General features: G+C 66.8%; 18 protein-coding genes. 15 read left to right on the forward strand and 3 right to left on the reverse strand.

Annotated elements, in window-relative coordinates:
• Window positions 1–47: 47 nt before the first annotated feature.
• The 6 genes from AC1DWU_RS11975 (at window position 48) to AC1DWU_RS12000 (ending at window position 5,778) form a co-directional block, all read left to right on the forward strand.
• On the forward strand, window positions 48–1,112 hold the full coding sequence (locus AC1DWU_RS11975; RefSeq protein ID WP_477150208.1) for a DUF2806 domain-containing protein: 1,065 nt from the start codon (window positions 48–50) through the stop codon (window positions 1,110–1,112).
• Between the two features lie 164 nt (window positions 1,113–1,276).
• Window positions 1,277–1,531 carry a hypothetical protein gene (locus AC1DWU_RS11980; protein WP_477150209.1) on the forward strand — a complete coding sequence of 85 codons (255 nt, stop codon included), beginning with the start codon at window positions 1,277–1,279 and terminating at the stop codon, window positions 1,529–1,531.
• A 94-nt stretch (window positions 1,532–1,625) separates the two neighbouring features.
• On the forward strand, window positions 1,626–2,285 hold the full coding sequence (locus AC1DWU_RS11985; protein WP_291311524.1) for a response regulator transcription factor: 660 nt from the start codon (window positions 1,626–1,628) through the stop codon (window positions 2,283–2,285).
• Between the two features lie 218 nt (window positions 2,286–2,503).
• Entirely contained in the window at window positions 2,504–3,925 is a 1,422-nt protein-coding gene (locus tag AC1DWU_RS11990; RefSeq protein ID WP_477150210.1) for a sensor histidine kinase, read from the forward strand.
• 26 nt (window positions 3,926–3,951) lie between these two features.
• Window positions 3,952–4,437, forward strand: a complete 486-nt coding sequence (locus tag AC1DWU_RS11995) for a hypothetical protein (RefSeq protein ID WP_477150211.1) — start codon at window positions 3,952–3,954, stop codon at window positions 4,435–4,437.
• A 135-nt stretch (window positions 4,438–4,572) separates the two neighbouring features.
• Window positions 4,573–5,778 (forward strand): hypothetical protein, encoded by a 1,206-nt coding sequence (locus AC1DWU_RS12000; protein WP_477150212.1) that lies wholly within the window; start codon window positions 4,573–4,575, stop codon window positions 5,776–5,778.
• On the opposite strand, the gene AC1DWU_RS12005 is transcribed toward AC1DWU_RS12000, so the two are convergent.
• Both AC1DWU_RS12005 and AC1DWU_RS12010 read right to left on the reverse strand, forming a co-directional pair.
• On the reverse strand, window positions 5,779–7,779 hold the full coding sequence (locus AC1DWU_RS12005) for an FAD-dependent oxidoreductase (protein WP_477150213.1): 2,001 nt from the start codon (window positions 7,777–7,779) through the stop codon (window positions 5,779–5,781).
• A complete protein-coding gene (locus AC1DWU_RS12010; RefSeq protein WP_477150214.1) occupies window positions 7,776–8,873 on the reverse strand; it encodes a hypothetical protein in 1,098 nt (365 codons plus the stop codon). Before AC1DWU_RS12010 ends, AC1DWU_RS12005 begins: the two co-directional genes overlap by 4 nt.
• 101 nt (window positions 8,874–8,974) lie before the next feature.
• Between AC1DWU_RS12010 and ccmI the strand changes: the two genes are divergently transcribed.
• The 9 genes from ccmI to AC1DWU_RS12055 all read left to right on the forward strand — a co-directional run bounded on the left by ccmI (window position 8,975) and on the right by AC1DWU_RS12055 (window position 17,976).
• Window positions 8,975–10,042, forward strand: coding sequence for a c-type cytochrome biogenesis protein CcmI (gene ccmI, locus AC1DWU_RS12015; RefSeq protein WP_477150215.1), 1,068 nt, complete (start codon window positions 8,975–8,977; stop codon window positions 10,040–10,042).
• Window positions 10,039–10,482 carry a cytochrome c maturation protein CcmE gene (gene ccmE, locus AC1DWU_RS12020; RefSeq protein ID WP_477150216.1) on the forward strand — a complete coding sequence of 148 codons (444 nt, stop codon included), beginning with the start codon at window positions 10,039–10,041 and terminating at the stop codon, window positions 10,480–10,482. Before ccmI ends, ccmE begins: the two co-directional genes overlap by 4 nt.
• A gap of 58 nt (window positions 10,483–10,540) precedes the next feature.
• Window positions 10,541–12,508, forward strand: coding sequence for a heme lyase CcmF/NrfE family subunit (locus tag AC1DWU_RS12025; RefSeq protein ID WP_477150217.1), 1,968 nt, complete (start codon window positions 10,541–10,543; stop codon window positions 12,506–12,508).
• Window positions 12,505–12,951, forward strand: coding sequence for a cytochrome c-type biogenesis protein (locus AC1DWU_RS12030; RefSeq protein ID WP_477150218.1), 447 nt, complete (start codon window positions 12,505–12,507; stop codon window positions 12,949–12,951). Before AC1DWU_RS12025 ends, AC1DWU_RS12030 begins: the two co-directional genes overlap by 4 nt.
• 100 nt (window positions 12,952–13,051) lie before the next feature.
• Window positions 13,052–13,801 (forward strand): sulfite exporter TauE/SafE family protein, encoded by a 750-nt coding sequence (locus tag AC1DWU_RS12035; RefSeq protein WP_477150219.1) that lies wholly within the window; start codon window positions 13,052–13,054, stop codon window positions 13,799–13,801.
• A 117-nt stretch (window positions 13,802–13,918) separates the two neighbouring features.
• On the forward strand, window positions 13,919–15,475 hold the full coding sequence (locus tag AC1DWU_RS12040; protein WP_477150220.1) for a Do family serine endopeptidase: 1,557 nt from the start codon (window positions 13,919–13,921) through the stop codon (window positions 15,473–15,475).
• Between the two features lie 126 nt (window positions 15,476–15,601).
• The gene (locus AC1DWU_RS12045) at window positions 15,602–16,273 is read left to right on the forward strand and encodes a winged helix-turn-helix domain-containing protein (RefSeq protein WP_477150221.1); all 672 of its coding nucleotides are present in this window, start codon (window positions 15,602–15,604) and stop codon (window positions 16,271–16,273) included.
• 2 nt (window positions 16,274–16,275) lie between these two features.
• Complete coding sequence (locus AC1DWU_RS12050; protein ID WP_477150222.1) at window positions 16,276–17,685, forward strand: sensor histidine kinase; 1,410 nt, start codon at window positions 16,276–16,278, stop codon at window positions 17,683–17,685.
• Window positions 17,686–17,766: 81 nt separating this feature from the next.
• Complete coding sequence (locus AC1DWU_RS12055; RefSeq protein WP_477150223.1) at window positions 17,767–17,976, forward strand: hypothetical protein; 210 nt, start codon at window positions 17,767–17,769, stop codon at window positions 17,974–17,976.
• Here AC1DWU_RS12055 and AC1DWU_RS12060 read toward each other — a convergent pair.
• The gene (locus AC1DWU_RS12060; RefSeq protein WP_477150224.1) at window positions 17,973–18,581 is read right to left on the reverse strand and encodes a hypothetical protein; all 609 of its coding nucleotides are present in this window, start codon (window positions 18,579–18,581) and stop codon (window positions 17,973–17,975) included. The genes AC1DWU_RS12055 and AC1DWU_RS12060 overlap by 4 nt on opposite strands.
• Window positions 18,582–18,649 lie beyond the last annotated feature (68 nt).

Here is an 18,649-nt window from a genome sequence, read left to right on the forward strand (position 1 = left end):
CAAGCGGGGATAATCGCGAAGCATCTCGATACACGCGGGAGGCCGCCATGATAGTCCACGTCATCTTTGGGGGAGTGATCGTGGCGAAGGATGTGCTTTCTAAAGAAATCACGGTCTCCGGCAAACTGGAAGAAAACGGTATCAGCGCAGGCACCAATAGCCGCTTCCTGGTGAGCATCGATCGGTTGGCCGGAAGCGCTGCAGACTGGGTGAACCTCTTGTTTGAGCCAGGCAACTCAAAGCGTAGGGCGCTGTCCGATGCTGAAGTAAAGATAATTGAAGCTGCTGCAACGGCCGCGGCGGGAGCCTTGAAGGCAGACCCCGACAAAGCCATGCGCGTCCTCACGTCAACGCTCAGTTCTGGCGCTCGGAAGCAGGCCGCAAAGGATGCCGTCCTCACGGAGGCGCTAGAAGACCTTCGAGAGGATCCTCCAACGAAACCACAGACCAAGGATGAGACGCCTCTGAGCGAAGAGTTCCTCAGTCGGCTGGAGCGATACGCGGAAGACGCCACGACCGAGGAGCTCCAAAAGCGATGGGGCCGCGTTCTCGCCTCAGAGGTTAGAGTCCCTGGTACATTCAGCCGTAAGGTATTGCGGGTTGTGGATGAACTCGATGCAGGTATCGCGCAGATTTTCGAAGGGGTTTGCATCCATCGAATAGGAAATGCCCTTCCTAGGGCGCTGACTGGAAAGCTGCCCTATAACACCACTGCTGCGCTGGTAACGGCTGATCTGCTAACGGAGCCGTCAATAACGGGCCAACGGCGACTAAGCTCAGCAGTTGCTGATTCAGGCGGGACCAGCCTCTGGGTGGCGTACCTGGGGTCGTTTGCGCTTGGTTTTTCCAGCGATGTGGACGTGCTGGGCGTGGACGATGGAGAAGCGGCGGTAACGAACACCCGTGATCCCGGCCCGTCGATTCCAATCTACCTTCTAACTGCGGCTGGCGCCGCGCTAGCGTCCATTCTTAAGAACGACGAGGAGGCCAACATTCACAGACTTGCCCAACTGGCTGCTAACCAGCTGGCGGTGGGGGAAGTACGAGTGTATCGCCAACGGGACAATGCCGCCCACCTGATTGGAACCGTGGCAGCTGCGCGCCAAGCCTGACTTCTCAAAGTCGTCTCCGAAGCTCCATAGACGCTTGGTTTAGTCTCTCGGGCGCTTGACATGCTTGCCCGGAGCTCGGCGCGCCTCCGTTCATCCCACATTCAGCCATCCTCCCCCATAACCGTCCGATGAAACACGTACTGACATTGGTGGCGGCCGGCGCCTTGGCGTTCGGGCTGGCTTTTGGCATTGCCGCGCCGGCTATGGCGCAGGAGTGCCTGAGCAAGCGCGAGATCCAGGAGAGGATCGATTCCGGCGAATTGATCCAGCTGTCCGAGGCGATGGAGGCTTCGGGCGTCGAGGGCAAGATCATCAGCTCGGCGGCCAAGGTGTGCTTGATTGGCGGCCAGTGGGAGTGGCAGGTCAACGTCATGGACGAATATGGCGAAAGCAAACCTGTGAGCTTGCCGGCTCAGTGAAGCCTCACGTAAAATCAAAGTCGGACGTTCTTCGCGCGTAGGGCCGGCTGTTGCCGGGCGCGGGAGCTGTCGTGGCGGCAAAGGGGACGTATCGATGCGCATTCTCGTCGTGGAAGACGACACCAATCTCAACCGGCAGCTGAAGGACGCGCTGACCGAGGGGGGCTACGTCGTCGACGTGGCGTTCGACGGCGAGGAGGGGCACTTCCTCGGCGATACGGAGCCGTACGACGCCGTGGTGCTCGATATCGGCCTGCCCCAGATGGACGGACTCTCGGTGCTCGAGGAATGGCGCCGTGCCGGCAAGAAGATGCCGGTGCTGCTGCTGACCGCCCGCGACCGCTGGAGCGACAAGGTGCAGGGCATCGATGCCGGCGCCGACGATTATGTGGCCAAGCCCTTCCATATGGAAGAAGTACTGGCCCGCGTCCGCGCCCTGGTGCGCCGGGCGGCGGGGCAGGCGAGCAACGAGATCAGCGCCGGCTCGGTGCGGCTCGACGTGAAGGCCGGCAAGGTCACCGTGGACGGGCACTCGGTGAAGCTGACCAGCCATGAGCTGCGGCTGCTCAGCTATCTGATGCACCACAAGGGCAAGGTGATCTCGCGGACGGAACTGACCGAGCATCTCTATGATCAGGACTTCGACCGCGATTCGAATACGATCGAAGTGTTCGTCGGGCGGCTGCGCAAGAAACTGCCGGAGGATTGCATCCAGACGGTGCGCGGGCTGGGCTACCAGATCGCTGAGGACTGAGGCTGTCATTCGTACCGGGACACTATCGGCGAGCGGCCTTCTCCCCTTGTGGGAGAAGGTGCCCGAAGGGCGGATGAGGGGTATCTCTCCGCGCGCTTGGTCGCTCGTCGCTTCGCTCCGATCGCGCAACCCTTGGTTGCGGAACCCCTCATCCGGCCTTCGGGCACCCTCTCCCACAGGGGGAGAAGGCATCCCGACTGATAGAGCAGGGCCTGGCTGTGACTGACGCACCGCCGGTGCAACCCGCGTCGCAGCGGAAGGGCTCGATCGCGGCGTCGCTGTTCCTGCTGTCGGCGGGGTGGCTGATCGTGGCGCTGGTGGCGACGGCGTTTCTGCTCACCGAGCTTTACTCGCGGGCGCTGGACAACAGCCTCGTCGAGACGCTGGAATTCCACATCGAGACGCTCACCGACCTGAGCCTCCTCTCCGACACGCCGAAATCGGAGGCCATCAAGGTGGCCGACCCGCGCTTCGATCGCACCGGCTCGGGCTGGTACTGGGCGATCCGCGACGACAAGGGCGAGCTGCTCAACTTCTCCAATTCCTATGTCGGCATGGTGCTGGGCCCGCTGCCCGGCGAATTCGACGAGACGAACACCAAGTCGGCGGTGCTCACCGACCCGTTCAACATCAAGATCCGGGTGATCGAGCGTGCCGTGACGGTGAACGGCCTGCCGCTGCACATCATGGTGACGGGCTCGCTCGACGAAATCCTGTCGCTGGTCGACGAGTTCCGCGGGCAGACGCTGATCGTGCTCGGTGCAGTGGCGATCATGCTGGCGGTGATGTCGACGATCGTCGCACGGCTGGCATTGCGGCCGATTGGCCGGTTGCGGCGCGAGGTGGAGCGGGTGCGCGAGGGCGATGCGGCATCGCTCACCGGCGCTTATCCGGCAGAGCTCGCGCCACTGTCGGAGGAGATCAACGAGCTGCTGCGCTCCAACGAGCAGATTGTCGAGCGGGCGCGCAACCAGGTGGGCAACCTGGCGCATGGGCTGAAGACGCCGATCGCCGTGCTGCGCAACGAGGCGGGGGCCGACAAGAAGAACGGGCTTGCGAAGGTCGTCGCGACCGAGACCGAAAAGATGAGCCAGCTGGTGACCACCTATCTCGACCGCGCCCGGCTGGCGGCGCGCTCGACCGTGGTGGGGAAGAAAGCGGACGCTACCCACGTGATGCTGCGGTTGACCCGGGTGATGCAGAAGCTCAACCCGCAGGTGACCATCGCCATGGTGCGGCCCGACGCATCGCTGCCCTGGTTCCGCGGCGACGAGGGCGACCTCGAGGAGATGGCGGGGAACCTGCTCGACAATGCCTGCAAATGGGCGAAGTCTTCGATCGGCGTCACAGTGGTGGCGGAGCGTGGCAGCGGCACGGCTAACCTCCTGATCAAGATCGACGACGACGGGCCCGGGCTGACCGAGGAGGAGGCGACCAAGGTGTTGCGCCGCGGTGTCAGGCTGGACGAGAAGACCCCCGGCTCGGGCCTGGGGCTGGATATCGTCAAGGAACTGGTTGACGTCTACGGCGGCTCCCTGCAATTGAAGCGCTCAGTGCTGGGGGGGCTCCTGGCAGAATTGCGGCTCCCGGCCGCAAAGGTGGCGGGTTTCCGCACTTTCGCCTCAATACGCAAGGAATAAGGGCCCGGCCACCCCTAGAGACCCACATGCAGCTGATCGCCCGCGCCCTTCCAGTTCTCGCCCTGCTCTTGCTCGCCGGTTGCGGCACCACGGGCTCCTCCGACATGGCCCTCGGCCCGACGCTGCCGGCTCCGAATTCGGCGCTGGCGACGCAGCCGACGATTACCCCCGCCTCGCTTCCGGCGGCCGGCGCCATCCAGACCGCTGGCACCACCATGAACGACGTGACGGCGTTCCTCGATGCCTCGATCGTCGGCAAGCTCAGCGCCAAGGACAAGTCCGAGGCGGCGAGCGCGCAGTTCAATGCGCTGACCTTCGGCCGCCCCGGCGCGCCGCGCGCCTGGACCGGCGACAAGGGCACCTCCGGCAACGTGACGGTTGGCCCCTATGTCACTGTCAACAACATCAACTGCCGCGATTTCACCCACACCGTGACCATCGGTGGCACCGCCGTCGCCCGCAAGGGCACCGCCTGCCGCGAGATCGACGGCACGTGGAGTGTCGCCGGCTGACGGCCCGTAGTGTGGCCGGCTGATTGCCGGCCGGCAGCGATGTGATCGGCCAGAAACGGCCTGCATAGTCATTTGTTTACCGGCGAGCGCTAGGTTCGGGGACTACCCTTGGACCCATGACGCCCACCGGTTTGCATGCCTGACACTTCCGTTCGTTCCCAGCCCTCTGAAACCGCGACGTCGCGCCGGTCCCGGCACGTCGGCCGGCCGTTCCTTGGGTTGATCGACGCGGTGCTGGTGCCTGATCCGGCCGGCTTCGATTTTGACGGCGGCATCGCCGAGGCGCATGCCCGGGCGGCATGGACCTGGTTGGTGCGCGACGTGGCGCCGGACCTGATCGACGCCAACGCCTCCGACAGCGACCCCGCCGCCCGCGCCGCCCTCGAGCTGCTGATGCCCGAGTTGCTGCAGCGCGCCCGTACCGCTTTTGCGGCGACGGCAGCGACGCAGGAATCGGTGCGGCGGATGCAAATCCAGTTCGGCAGCGACGAGGCCTATGCCCGGCTGCCGATGGTCCTCAATGCGCTCAAGTGCCGGAGCCTGCTCGACAAGGCGCAGGCTTTTGGCCGCGCCGCCAACTCGATGACCGACGAGACGGCGCTGGGGATGGCCCTGCAATCCATGCCGCTCAACGATCATGCCGTCTCGGCGCTGCTGTTCCAGGCGGCGATGGGGCAGGTGGGCAATCCCGGCCGGCTGATGGCCGCGGCGATCCGGTTGGCGGGTTCGGCCACCGAGAGCGCCGTGGCGCGCGCCGGATTCGGGCCGCTGATCGACGCGATGCTGTCGCAGGCACAGGCGCAGATCCCGGCACTGCATCAATATGGCGCCTTCGCCGACATCGACCTCACTTGCCGCGCCATCGACCGGTTCCACCGGCTGATGCGGGCGGTGACCGGCTATGTCGAGCTCGGACGGCTGACGCGCTGGTCGACGGCGGTGGCCGCGCTGACCAAGACAGTGTCGGAGCTGGTGGAGCCCAAGCTCCGCGACGTGGCGCCGGACGTGAACCTGGCACTGCGCCGGCATGCGGGCACCGACCGGCTCGACAGCGACCAGGTGCTGGCCGCGCTCAACGGCTGCTACGTGCTGGCGACGATCCGCGATTGCCGCGATTCGCTGGCGCTCAACGCCATGTTCGACCAGACCTGGACCCAGGTGGGCCAGGCGCTGGAAGTGCACGTGCAGCGCAACCTCGAGATCTTCCGCCAGAACCCGGGCGACCGGGTCACCGGCGCGCGGCTCGATGCGGCGATCAAGATGGCTGAGCTGCGGTTCAACCCGGAATATGCGGATGTGCTGCGCCGGGCGCGCGAGAGCGCGGAGAAGCGGGCGGGCTGATCAGCCCTTTGCCTTCAGCCGCTCGACCAGCCTTGAGGCCACCGCAGTCCCCGCATCTCGCACGTAGAGCTCAGCCGCCTCGGGCACCTTTCCCATGATCGCGATGCCGCCGTTGGCGCCGGGGCGGTGGGGGGCGTAGGTGACGCCGATGGCTTTGAGGGGGTCGCTGGTTTCGGAGTTTTCGAAGATCAGGCAGCCGGGCTCGAACGAGCGGGCATCGGCGGCGGTGAGCACCCAGATCTGCGGTTTGTCGCCGAACCGGCCGGTGAGATAGGCGGGCGGCGTGGGGACCTCCTCCTCCGGCGCCGGCGTGACGGGAACGCGCCAGCCGGTGTCGGTGACTTCGCCCGACAGGGCGCAGCGCTCGGCGGCCACTGAGCCGGCGTCGCGTGGCGCCATGGCGCCGATGTCGACAGCGGCGGCGATGTCGCCGAGCCCGAGTTGTACAGCGCGGGTGGCGAGGCCCGAGACGCCGTGCTTGCTGGCCGCGGCGGCACGGCGGGTGATCAGCGAGGGGCCGCGGTCGAGATAGGTGGCGCTGCGGGCAGCGTCGCGGAATGGCGAGACGGGCGTCCGGGCATTGGGGGTCTCGAAGGCTTCCTCGATGACCGTGTCGACCACCGGCGGGGCGGTCTTGCCCAGAAAGCCCAGCACCGCGGCCTTGCCGCTGCTGAGGGCTGCGGCGGTGGTGTGGAGCCCGGCGGCTGCCCCGGCGAGCGCCATCGCTGGCAGGGTGCCGCGCGGGGCGAGCCAGCCATTGGCGGCGTCCCACGCGGCGGCGCCGCCGGCGCGCAGCCAGAGCAGGATCTCGGGCTGCCAGGCGCCGGCAGCGATCAATTGGTCGGTCTCGATGGCGGTCGAGTCCTGGCGGATCTCGTCGATGGCCACGGCGAAGCCGACCCGCAGGCCCGGCTTGTTGCGCTCGAGCGGCTCGGCGTGGCTGGGCGCCAGCGCCGAGGCGAGGGTGATGCCGGTGGCCTTGGCGAAATCGACGAAGCGCGAGGTGGGGGAAAGGCGGCTGTCGACGATGCGTTGCACCTCGACCCCGGCATCGGCGGCGTGCAAAGCGAGCCGGTAGGCGAAGCTGTGCGGGGTGGTGAACAGCGCCCGCCGGCCGGGCCAGACGCCGAAGCGTTCGGCGCGGAGGAAGGCGGTGAGCGCGCCGACGATGCCGGGCGTGCGGTTGCCCGGGAACAGCGGCAGGCGCTCGGTCGCGCCGGTGGCGAGGATGATGTGCCTGGCGACGATGGCGATCACCCGCGAGGCGGGCTTGTCGGCCTCGACCACCACCTGGTGGACGCGCAGCGTGGTGCCGGTGATGGCGAAGGCTTCGGCACGGGTGAGGGTGGTGACCCGGCCCTTGCCGTCGAGGCTGGCGACCAGCTGCTCGATCGTGGTATCCGGCGAGGCCTCGGCATCGACGGCGCCGAAATAGCGGATGGTGCCGCCAAGACTGGGGGTGCGCTCGATCAGCACAGCGCGCTTGCCCGCGGCCGAGGCGGCGGCTGCAGCGCTGAGGCCCGCGACGCCACCACCGACAATGGCGAAATCGGTCTCGATGGTTTCGTCGATGGGGGCGCTGTGCCAGGGCGGGGTGCCTACCGCGCCATCGCCGAAGCGGTGGTTGAGGGTGCGGGCGGGGCCGACCAGCTTGTTGCGCAAGGCGCCGAGGATGCCGCCCGAGGCGATGGGATCGCGGCGGAGGCCGATGGTCACGAGGTTGAGCCCGGGCAAGGCCGGCGTGCGGTCCATCGGCAGCGCGCCGCCTTTGCCCGAGGAGACCAGCGGCGAAAAGCTCTCGTCGAGCGCCAGCGCGTCGTCGCCGTGGCGGCCGGCGATCTGGATGCCGGTCGCGAGGGCCGCCGAGAGGACGGTGTCGCCGAGGAAGCCGTCGATCATTCGCCCGTTGAGGCGGAACTGTACCGGCGTCTTGCGATCGAGCTCGGCGCCGCCAAGCCCGTGCGGGGCGTCGGCCCGGAGCCGGTGGGGAGTGTCGCTCACGCCGGCACCGCCTGGTAGTCGGCGGCCTGCAGCCGGAGGTTGCCGCGGGTGGGGCCGCGGGCGGCGAACCATTGCGCCTCGTCGGCGGGCGAAACGTCGGCGATATGGCGGGCGAGCGCGGGGGCGAGGAACGCCGCGGTCGGGCCGAGACCGGCTATGACGGTGGTCTTCTGGCCGCGGGCCTGGCCGACGAACGGCGCGCCATCGCTGGTGCGGAGGCTGCCGACCATGGTCTCGCCAGCAAGGCGCAGTGGCCCGGTCTTCGCCGCGGCGCTACCGAGTCGAGCGCGCGCCGTCGCCGGATCGCCGGCGACCAGCGCCGAGACGCTGACCTTGCCGTCCTGCCCGAGGATGACGCCACGGTCGAGGAAGGCGATGTAAGGGGCAGGGAGGGGCTTGCCGGTCTCGAGGAGGTGCGCGGACCCCGATATCGCCTCGAGGCTACGATCGCGTGCGTCCTCGGGCAGGTGCTCGAGCACGGCGTCGTCGCCCGCGAGGATCACCTGTGCCGCCTCGACGCTGCGGCCGTCATGGACGATGCGGGCGGTACCGTCCTTGCGGATGGTGAGCTCAGTCTGGGCGCGATCGAGATGGCGCACCTCATGCGCGGCGAGCCAGGCCTCGATGGCCGGCTCCAGTCGGCCGTGGCAAAGCATCTGCGCATCGCGGACGCGCAGCATGAGGCCTTCGGAGATGCTGCGGTCGGCGACCGGCTCGACCGCATAGTCGAGCGCCAGGGCCAGATGGCGGAAATGGCCGAGCGCCGCGATGCTGTAGGGGGTTTCGGCGACGAACAGCGGATCGACGCGGCCGAGCAGGCCCTTGCCCCAGCCGCTCACCAGCCTGGTGGTTTCGGCAGCGACGCGCTTGGTCAGCAGCAGCGTTTCCGGCCGGGTGACCGGCGCGACGGAGATATCGATGCTGCGCTGCAGGCGGAACGGCGAGAACGGCTCGCCGACGAGGCAGACGCGCCGCTTGTGCTCGATCGCGAGCAGGCCGGCGAGCAGCCCGGCAAGCTGGGTCGAGCCGACGATCAGGTAGTCGTAGCTGCCATCGGCCATGAGTTTAGCGGACCATTGTTCGGGCTGCGGCAATGCGCCTCCCACACATCGATGTGTGCGGGTGCATAAATTGCCAGAATGCCTTTATAGATCGGGCGCGTTTCCGCACCTTCGCATGAGGCAGAGCCCTGCACATGATATTTTGGTCGCTCGCTTTTGTGGTCACAGCCATAGCCTGCGCCGCCCTCTATTATGCGGGGGCCGGGCGGAGGGTCAACGCGACTGCCGCTGTTGTAGACAGCCCTGAGGTCGCGCACCTGAAACTGCAGCTGAGGGAAATCGAGTCGGACCTGGCGCTCGGGCGGCTCGGGCCGGCTGAAGGCGTGGCCGCAAAAGGTGAACTGGCGCGTGAACTGATGCGGCTGAAGGGGACGACCAAGCCTCTGACCGACACCGGATCGCGGCGCGGCATCGCTGCGGGTGCAGCGGTGGCGACCGCACTGCTGGCCTTCGGCGTCTATGGTGCGCTTGGCAGGCCGGACCTGCCGGCACAGCCGCTGACCGAGCGCAAAGACGTGCCGCCGCCGGAGATGACGCTGGACGATGCGATCGCTCGCATCGAGGCGCAGCTCAAGGCCAAGCCCGACGATCTGCGGGGCTGGAGCGTGATCGCGCCGGCCTACATGCAGCTGGGGCGTTTTGCCGATGCGGCAGCGGCACTGCGCAAGGTGATCGAGCTCGATGGGCCGACTGCGGATCGCGAGACCGACCTGGGCGAGGCGCTGATGATGGCCAAGGACGGCGACGCCAGCGGTGAGCCGCTCACGCTGTTCCGTAGTGCATCGAACCGGGATGTGAAGCACGTGCGCTCGCGCTACTACCTCGCCAGCGAAGCGACGCGCGAGGGCGACTTCGCCAACGCCAAGGCCCAGTGGCAAGCGCTGCTGAAGCTGAGCACCGGTGGCGAAAGCTGGGTCGCCAATGCCGAGGCCGGACTGGCAGCGGCCGAGGCGGGGCTCGGCGGCGACATGCCAGCCAATGCCGACGTCGCCGGCATGGTCGAGGGGCTGTCGAAGCGTCTGATGCAGAGCGGCGGCACGATCGACGAATGGACGCGCCTGGTGCGCTCGCGGCTGGTGCTGGGGCAGACCGAGGCGGCACAACTGGCCTATGATGCGGCCCGCAAGGCCTATCCCGATGCGGGCGCTCGCGCGGAACTCGATGTTCTCGCAGCGGATAATGGATTGGTAGCAAGCAATTGACTCGCAAGCAGAAACGTCTCGCCATCATCGGCGGCCTCGGGGCCGTTCTGGTCGTTGCGGCGACGCTGATCTTCGTGGCCCTGCGCGACCAGATCGTGTTCTTCTATTCGCCGAGCGAAGTGAAGGAACGCTCGATTGCCGCCGGCACGCCGATCCGATTGGGCGGGCTCGTCAAGGAAGGCACCTGGAAGAAGACCGGCGAAACGTCGGACTTCGTGGTGACCGACGGTGAGACCGAGATGCCGGCGCATTATGTGGGGCTGCTGCCCGACCTGTTCCGCGAGGGGCAGGGCGTGGTGATCGAGGGCAGCGTTACGTCCGAGGGGACGTTCGCCGCGACCAACGTGCTGGCCAAGCACGACGAGAATTATATGCCCAAGGAGCTGGTCGAGGAGTTGAAGAAGCGCGGCGAGTGGCAGCGCGAGGGGGCTCCGCTGTGAGGATGTTTTTGGCATCGGGGCTGAAAGATACCGCACCAGCGCCTATCGGGGGTGCTCGATGAGCATCGAACTCGGCCATTTCGCCCTCGTTCTCGCCTTCGCCATCTCGGCGATCTCGGCGACCATCGGGCTGGTGTTCTGGAAGCGCGAGGCGCTGGCCGGGTATCTGCAGCAGGGGGCGATCCTGCAGTTCCTGCTGGTTGCGGCGGCGTTTGCGGCGCTGGTCCAGGCGTTCGTCACCTCGGATTTCTCGCTGAAGCTCGCCTATGAGCACGCCAATTCGGCGCAGCCGCTGATCTTCAAGATCACCGCCGTGTGGGGAAACCACGAAGGCTCGATGATCCTGTGGGTGCTGATCCTCGTGATCATGGGCGCCGCCGTCGCGGCTTTCGGGCGCAACCTGCCCAAGGATCTGCTGACGCTGGTGCTGGCGGTGCAGAGCCTGATCGCGGCGGCGTTCACGGGGTTCACGCTGTTCACTTCGAACCCGTTCCTCAGGCTCTCGCCGGCACCGTTCGAGGGGCAGGATCTCAACCCGATCCTGCAGGATATCGGTCTCGCGGTGCATCCGCCGCTGCTCTACATGGGCTATGTCGGCTTCTCGGTCTGCTTCAGCTTCGCCATGGCGGCGCTGATCTCGGGCCGGATCGATGCGGCATGGGCGCGCTGGGTGCGGCCGTGGACGCTGGTGAGCTGGTGCTTCCTGACGCTCGGCATCGCGATGGGCTCGTACTGGGCCTATTACGAGCTCGGCTGGGGCGGCTGGTGGTTCTGGGACCCGGTGGAGAACGCCAGCTTCATGCCGTGGCTCGCCGGCACCGCGCTGCTGCATTCGGCGCTGGTGATGGAAAAGCGCAACGCGCTGAAGATCTGGACCATCTTTCTCGCCATCATCACCTTTTCGCTGAGCCTGCTCGGCACCTTCATGGTGCGCTCCGGCATTCTCACCTCGGTGCACACCTTTGCCTCCGATCCGACGCGCGGCATGGTGATCCTGGCGCTGCTCGCGGCGTTTATCGGCGGAGCATTCTCGCTGTTCGCCTTCCGCGCTTCGACGCTGCGGCATGGCGGGCTGTTCGCGCCGATCAGCCGCGAGGGGGCGCTGATCCTCAACAACTTGTTCCTCGCCTCGGCCACCGTGGCGGTGCTGGTGGGAACGCTCTATCCGCTGCTGCTCGATGCCATCGCGCATGAGACCATTTCGGTGGGCGCGCCCTTCTTCAACCTGACCTTCGGGGTGATCATGGCGCCGCTGCTGATCATCCTGCCGTTCGGGCCGTTCCTTGCCTGGAAGCGCGGCGACCTGATCGCGGTGACGCAGCGGCTGGCGGGAGCGGCCGGATTGGCGCTGTTCGCGGCGATCCTCTGCTTTGCGCTTGGTGGAGCCGAGGTATCGCTGGCGCCGCTGGGGCTCCTGCTCGGCTTCTGGGTGGCGTTCGGGGCACTGGCCGAGCTGGTCGACCGGGCGAAGTTCTTCCGCACGGACGTCTTGACCTCGTTCAAGCGGCTGTTCGGGCTGCCGCGCACCGCGTGGTCGACGGCGATCGCGCATTTCGGCATTGGCGTCACGGTGATCGGCATCGTCGCGGCGAGCGCCTGGGGCACCGAGCTGGTGACCACCGTGGTGCCGGGACAGGGCGTGGTGATTTCGGACCACCAGGTGACGTTCGACGGCATGCAGCATGTCGAGGGGCCGAACTACGTCTCCGATACCGGGCGCTTTTCGATCCGGGCGCCGGGCGGCGGGGTGCGCGAGGCGCTGGCCGAGCGGCGCGTCTACAATGCCAGCGGCCAGCCGACCACCGAGGCGGCGATCGAGACCTATGGCTTCAGTCAGCTCTACCTGCAACTGGGCGAGCCGCAGCCCGACGGCAAGTCGGTGGTGCGGCTGTGGTTCAAGCCCTATGTGACGCTGATCTGGCTCGGGTGCCTCTTGATGGCGGGCGCCGGCTTCTTGTCGCTGAGCTATCGCCGGCTGCGCATCGGCGCGCCAAAGCCCGCCGCGCAGCGGGTGGCAGCCGAATGAGGGCGATCCTCGCGCTAGTGATGCTGGCGTTGCTGAGCGTTCCGGCGTTGGCCGTGCGGCCGGATGAGCTGTTGTCCGACCCGGCGCTCGAGGCGCGGGCCCGGACGATCTCCGAGGGACTGAGGTGCCTCGTTTGCCAGAACCAGTCGATCGATGATTCCGATGCGGACCTCGCGCATGACCTGCGCGTGCTGGTGCGCGAGCGGCTGACCGCCGGGGATACCGACGACCAGGTGCGGGCTTATCTTGTGGCGCGGTACGGCGAGTATGTGCTGCTGAACCCGGTGATGGCGCCGCACACGATCTTGCTGTGGGTCGCGGCGCCGGTGGTGCTGGTGATCGGCGGGATCGCGGTGCTCATCGGCGCGCGACGGAAACGGGTGGCGGGGCAGGCGTCGCTGACCGAGGATGAGGCGAAGGCGATCGAGGAGCTGGAGCGGTAGGCACGATGCTGCCGCAGTCGCCTTCTCCCACACGGGGAGAAGGCGCTGTGGAGAGCTCGGGGTCGGTGACGACTCGGTCCGCGACCGGTAGTCCTCTTTCGTGTCCCTCACCGACCTGCTTCCTGCCGATCTCCCCCTCACTACCGCCCTCGCGCTCATCGCGCTGAGCTTCATCACCTCGCTCATCACCGCGACCTTCTCGCTCGGCGGCGGCTCGCTGATGGTGGCCGTGCTCGCGCTCGTCTTCCCTCCGACCGTCGTCGTGCCGCTGCATGGCGCCATCCAGCTTGGCTCGAATGCCGGGCGGGCGGTGGTGCAGCGCGGGCATATCCAGTGGCCGCTGGTGCTGTGGTTGTCGCTGGGCGGAGTGATCGGCACCGTTGTCGGCGGGCAGTTCGCCAGCCTGTTGCCGGCGACGGCGCTGCAGGTGGCCATCGCGGCGTTCGTGTTGCTGACCACCTGGCTGCCGCAGCCGAAGGTCGTCGGGAAGTCCCGCGTGGCGCAGGTGATCGGCGGTGCGGTGATTGCGGCGGTGTCGATGGTGGTCGGGGCCACCGGGCCGCTGGTGGCGGTGTTCATCAAGGGGTTGGCGGACCGGCGGCAGTTGGTTGCGACTCACGCCATGTTGATGACGCTGCAGAACAGCTTCAAAGTCGTCATGTTCGTGCTGCTTGGCTTCGCGTTCGCGGCCTATCTGCCGCTGATCCTGGCGATGATCCTTTCCGGCTTCGCCGGCACGGCGATCGGCAGCCGGCTGCTGGTGAAGGTGCCGGAAGCGGCATTTCGCTGGGGTTTCAAGATCGTGTTGACGCTGGTGGCGCTCGACCTGCTGCGCGAGGCGCTGCTCTGAGCGCGGCCTCCGCCGGGCCGAACATTACCGATTATTAACACCCGGGTCACGGTGCAGAAAGGCGGCCGGCTCCATATGTCTGGCCCATAAATGAGTGCCTGACTGAAGGAGATCATCATGCCCTCGACTAACTCTTCCCGCGCTCGCCGCTGGATCGGGGCCTCGGCTCTGGCGATCCTCGCCGGTATCGGCGGCGGCACCGCGTTCGTTGCGGCGACCGCACCTTCCACCGCCCAGAGCGCCAAGCTCCTGCCAGCCGCGCAGATCACCCCGCCGGCCGTGACCAACGCCCCGAACTTCGCCGATCTCGTCGAAGCCGTGAAGCCGGCGGTGGTTTCGATCATCGTCGAAGGCGGCGAGAAGCAGGATACGCGCCAGTTGCAGCGCGGTGGTCCGCAGTTCCGCTTCGATTTCCCCGACCTGCCGGACGATCATCCGTTCAAGGACTTCATGGACCAGTTTGGCCAGCAGTTCGGCCAGGATGGCGGGCAGGGCTCCGGCCAGCCGCAGCCGCCGCGCAAGTTCATGGCAGCCGGTTCGGGCTTCGCCATTTCGGCTGACGGTTACATCGTCACCAACAACCACGTCGTCGAGAACGCCGACAAGGTGACCGTCGTGTTCGACGACGGCAAGGAAATGACCGCCAAGGTCATCGGCACCGATGAGAAGACCGACCTCGCCGTGGTGAAGGTCGAGGGTGCGACCGACCTGCCGTTCGTCAAGCTGTCGGAAACCGAAGTGCGCGTCGGCGAATGGGTCGTCGCGGTCGGTAACCCGTTCGGCCTCGGCGGCACCGTGACCGCCGGTATCGTTTCGGCTCGTGGCCGCGATATCGCCGGCTCGGCCTATGGCGATTTCCTCCAGATCGACGCGGCGGTGAACACCGGTAACTCGGGTGGCCCGGACTTCAACATGAACGGCGAAGTCGTCGGCGTGAACACCGCGATCTTCTCCCCCAACGGCGGCAACGTGGGCATCGCCTTCGCGATCCCGGCCAGCGTCGTGAAGCAAGTGACCGGCCAGCTGATCCAGAGCGGCAGCGTGACCCGTGGCTTCCTCGGCGTCGGCATCCAGGATGTCACCAGCGACATCGCCGACAGCGTGGGCCTCAAGGATGCGGCTGGTGCTCTCGTCACCGAGCCGTCCAAGGACAGCCCGGCCGACAAGGCCGGCGTGAAGTCCGGCGACGTGATCACTGCGGTTGACGGCCAGTCGGTCAGCAACGCGCTCGATCTGAGCCGCACTATTGCCGGCAAGAACCCGGGCACGGCAGTCGAACTGTCGATCTGGCGTGACGGCAAGGAGCAGAAGATCTCCGTGACGCTCGGCAAGCTCGACGAAGCTGCCGCTCCGACTGAAGAGCAGCAGCAGGCGCCTGCCGAAGAGCCCGCCGCTCCTGCTCCGACCAGCGTCGGCCTGACGCTGGTGCCGAACGCGGGTGGCGAAGGCCTGCTGATCCAGGACGTCGATCCGAACTCGCCGGCCGCCGAGAAGGGCTTCGCCGTGGGCGACACCATCCTCGAGGTCAACAACCAGGCCGTGAAGTCGGTCGAGGACTTCGAGAAGGCCATCACGGCCGTCAAGGATGCGGGCCGCAGCACGGCGCTGGTGAAGGCACAGCGCGACGGCAACACCCGGTTCATCGGGCTGCCGATCACTGAAGCCAAGTCGTAATCACTAACGGGCCCCGGAGCACTCGCTCCGGGGCCCTTTTTCCCTTACGTCCTCCTCGCAAAGACCGGGATCCGCAAGGGTTCCGGTCTTTGCCGGAATGACGCAGAATAGCGCAGGGCTAGCGACATGAAGATTCTGCTGATCGAAGACGACCGCGAGGCGGCGAGCTACCTGATCCAGGCGCTCGACGAGGCGGGCCATATCGCCCACCACGCCAGCGACGGCGAAACCGGCTACGCCATGGCGTCGTCGATGGACTACGACGTGCTGGTGGTCGATCGCATGCTGCCGCGCCGCGACGGGCTGTCGATCATCGAAAGCTTGCGCGCCGAGGACAACCAGACGCCGGTCCTGATCCTGTCGGCGCTGGGCGAGGTGGACGACCGGGTGACCGGGCTGCGCGCCGGCGGCGACGACTACCTGGTCAAGCCCTACGCCTTCACTGAACTGCTGGCGCGCATCGAAGTCCTGGCACGGCGCTCGTCGCCGGCCGAGGCGGCGACGAGCTTCGAAGTCGGTGGGCTGGCGCTCGATCGGTTGAGCCGCAAGGTGGAGCGCGACGGCGAGCAGATCCTGCTCCAGCCGCGCGAGTTCCGGCTGCTCGAGTACCTGATGAAGAATGCCGGCAAGGTGGTGACACGCACCATGCTGCTGGAGAATGTCTGGGACTATCACTTCGACCCCCAGACCAATGTCATCGACGTGCACATGTCGCGGCTGCGCGCCAAGATCGACAAGGGCCACGCCAACCCGCTGCTGCACACCATCCGCGGCGCGGGCTACATGATCCGCGACTGACCATGTTCCGGCTCGCCCAGCTCTGGCGCACGACCACCGTGCGCCTCACCGCGCTGTTCATGCTGATCTTCGTGATCTTCGCGGTGGTGCTGCTGGGGCTGATCACCTGGCAGACCTCGGTGCAGTTGCAGCGCCAGCAGACCGACGCGATCGATCGCGAGGTGGGCCAGTTCAAGCGCCTCGACAGCGAAGCGGGTTTCCGGGGCACCATCGTCGCCGTGCAGCGGCTGGCGAGCCAGCCCGGGCCGGGGATCTACTTCCTCGCCGACCCCTCAGGGCAGCTGATCGTCGGCAATGTCACCGACCTGCCTCCCGAAGTGCTGGCCGAGCCCGGCACCTACAGCTTCAACTATTCCAAGCCCCGGCCGTTCGACGATCCGGATGCCGAGGACGCCGCATCGCCGCAGCGCCAGGGCTACGCCATGGTGCGCTCCGAGAAGCTGACCAGCGGGCTGATCCTCGTCGTTGGCCGCGACGTGGTGGAGCGGCGCGGCTTTACCGCGATCGTGCTGCAATGGTTCGCGGTCGGCGCAGGCGGCATCCTGCTGTTCTCGCTGGTGGCGGGTGTGGTGACCGCAGTGCGGGTGCTGCGCCGCATCGACACCATCTCCTCGACCTCCAACAAGATCATGTCCGGCAACCTCAGTGAGCGCGTGCCGGTGACCAAGCGCAACGACGAGTTCGATGCGCTCGCCACCAACCTCAACCTCATGCTCGACCGCATCGAACAGCTGATGCAGGGGATGAAGGAGGTGACGGACAATGTGGCTCACGACCTGAAGACGCCCCTGACCCGCCTGCGCAACAAGGCGGAGTCGGCGCTGCGCGAAGGGCAGGGCGAGGAGACGCGCAAGGAAGCGCTGGAGACGACCATTGAGGAGAGCGACAAGCTCATCAAGACCTTCAACGCGCTGCTGATGATCGCCCGCGCCGAGGCGGGAACGCCCTCGGGGGCGCTGAGCGAGATCGACCTGAGCGCCGTTTTGGTGGACGTCGCCGAGCTCTACGGGCCTCTCGCCGAGGACGAGGGGCTGACCCTGGAGACCGACATTCCGGACGGAGTGAAGATCAACGGCAACCGCGAGCTGCTGGGGCAGGCGCTGGTCAATCTGATTGAGAACGCGCTGAAATACTACGAGCCGGAAGAAGGCAAGGCCGGACTGATCAAGGTGAGCCTGAAGCGGGAGCCGGGCCGGGTGCGCATCGAGGTGGCGGACAACGGGCCGGGCATCGCTGCCGAGGACCGGGGCCGGGTGGTCGAGCGCTTCGTGCGGCTGGAGAAAAGCCGAACCGAGGCGGGATCCGGATTGGGGTTGTCGCTGGTGGCGGCAGTGGCGCAACTGCACAAGGGCGAGCTCCGGCTGGAGGACAACGCCCCGGGTGTGCGGGCAGTGATTGATCTGCCGGCCTAATGCGCCCGCGCTGCGAAACTATGCGCAAATTGCTGGCGGCGCGTAAGCAAATGGAGACCGGCACCGTGGCATGAGGCGGCTATGACCACGTTCATAGTCCATCTGCCGGCAACCGATTTTCACCGGCTGTCCATGTTCGACCAGGCATCGGTCGAGCGGGTACATATCCCACAACTCGTCAGCCTGAGGCCGGATCGCAGGATCACGCTTGTCCGCACGACCTTCCGCACGGTCGGCAAGCTGTCCAAGATGTTTCCCGACTGGCAGTTCCAGGCGCTGCTCGGCGGCTAATGCGCGGTCTGGACCGAGGTCTCACCGATGCCGATGCCGGCGACTTTGCCGCTCTTCAGCACGTAGCCGATGTACTGCGCGATGTCGGAGTAACCGCCCGGACGGTCGGCGCGGTAGGCGATCTTGCCGCCTGAGGCGGCGCCGAACGTGGCCTTGAGGTCGGCGGTCGAGGCGCCGAGGCCGGGAATGCCGAACGCGGGGACCGCGAAGCTGGCGGGGGCGGCGTCGCAGCCGGCGGCGGGTTTCTTTGCAGCTTCCGCAGCCACCATCATGACGAACTCGAAGCCGCCCAGCGCGTTCGAGATGAACCACACATTGGCGCCCTCGGTGCCGTAGCAGAGCCAATCGGCCCGGCCGGCGCCGTCACCCTCGTGCTGGATGGTGCCGCCAAAGGCCTTCTGCACATCCTTGAGCTTGGTGCGCTGCAGCTGAACAGTCAGCTTGCCCACGCCGATTGCCTTCACCGGCGGCTTCTCGAGATTGGCCTTGGCGAAGTTGAAGCTGTTGCCGAAGATCGCTTCGCCCATGCCACCCAGGGAGGCGGCGGAAGCGGGGACGACACTCAGGGTGAGGGCGGCGACGAGGGCGGCAAGCTTGCGGGACATCGGGAGCTCATGGGATTTCGCTGGCGCGGGAACATAGCGATGCCGATGGCGAAATCCAGTGACATTTG

Source organism: Devosia sp. P2_G7, from assembly GCF_056403495.1.

Coding starts and splice junctions, on each gene's coding strand:
- AC1DWU_RS12055 (WP_477150223.1), top strand. CDS start 17,767: ATGACCACGTTCATAGTCCATCTGCCGGCAACCGATTTTCACCGGCTG.
- AC1DWU_RS12030 (WP_477150218.1), top strand. CDS start 12,505: ATGAGGGCGATCCTCGCGCTAGTGATGCTGGCGTTGCTGAGCGTTCCG.
- AC1DWU_RS12025 (WP_477150217.1), top strand. CDS start 10,541: ATGAGCATCGAACTCGGCCATTTCGCCCTCGTTCTCGCCTTCGCCATC.
- AC1DWU_RS12045 (WP_477150221.1), top strand. CDS start 15,602: ATGAAGATTCTGCTGATCGAAGACGACCGCGAGGCGGCGAGCTACCTG.
- AC1DWU_RS12060 (WP_477150224.1), bottom strand. CDS start 18,581: ATGTCCCGCAAGCTTGCCGCCCTCGTCGCCGCCCTCACCCTGAGTGTC.
- AC1DWU_RS11995 (WP_477150211.1), top strand. CDS start 3,952: ATGCAGCTGATCGCCCGCGCCCTTCCAGTTCTCGCCCTGCTCTTGCTC.
- AC1DWU_RS11985 (WP_291311524.1), top strand. CDS start 1,626: ATGCGCATTCTCGTCGTGGAAGACGACACCAATCTCAACCGGCAGCTG.
- AC1DWU_RS11975 (WP_477150208.1), top strand. CDS start 48: ATGATAGTCCACGTCATCTTTGGGGGAGTGATCGTGGCGAAGGATGTG.
- AC1DWU_RS12000 (WP_477150212.1), top strand. CDS start 4,573: ATGCCTGACACTTCCGTTCGTTCCCAGCCCTCTGAAACCGCGACGTCG.
- AC1DWU_RS12050 (WP_477150222.1), top strand. CDS start 16,276: ATGTTCCGGCTCGCCCAGCTCTGGCGCACGACCACCGTGCGCCTCACC.
- AC1DWU_RS12040 (WP_477150220.1), top strand. CDS start 13,919: ATGCCCTCGACTAACTCTTCCCGCGCTCGCCGCTGGATCGGGGCCTCG.
- ccmI (WP_477150215.1), top strand. CDS start 8,975: ATGATATTTTGGTCGCTCGCTTTTGTGGTCACAGCCATAGCCTGCGCC.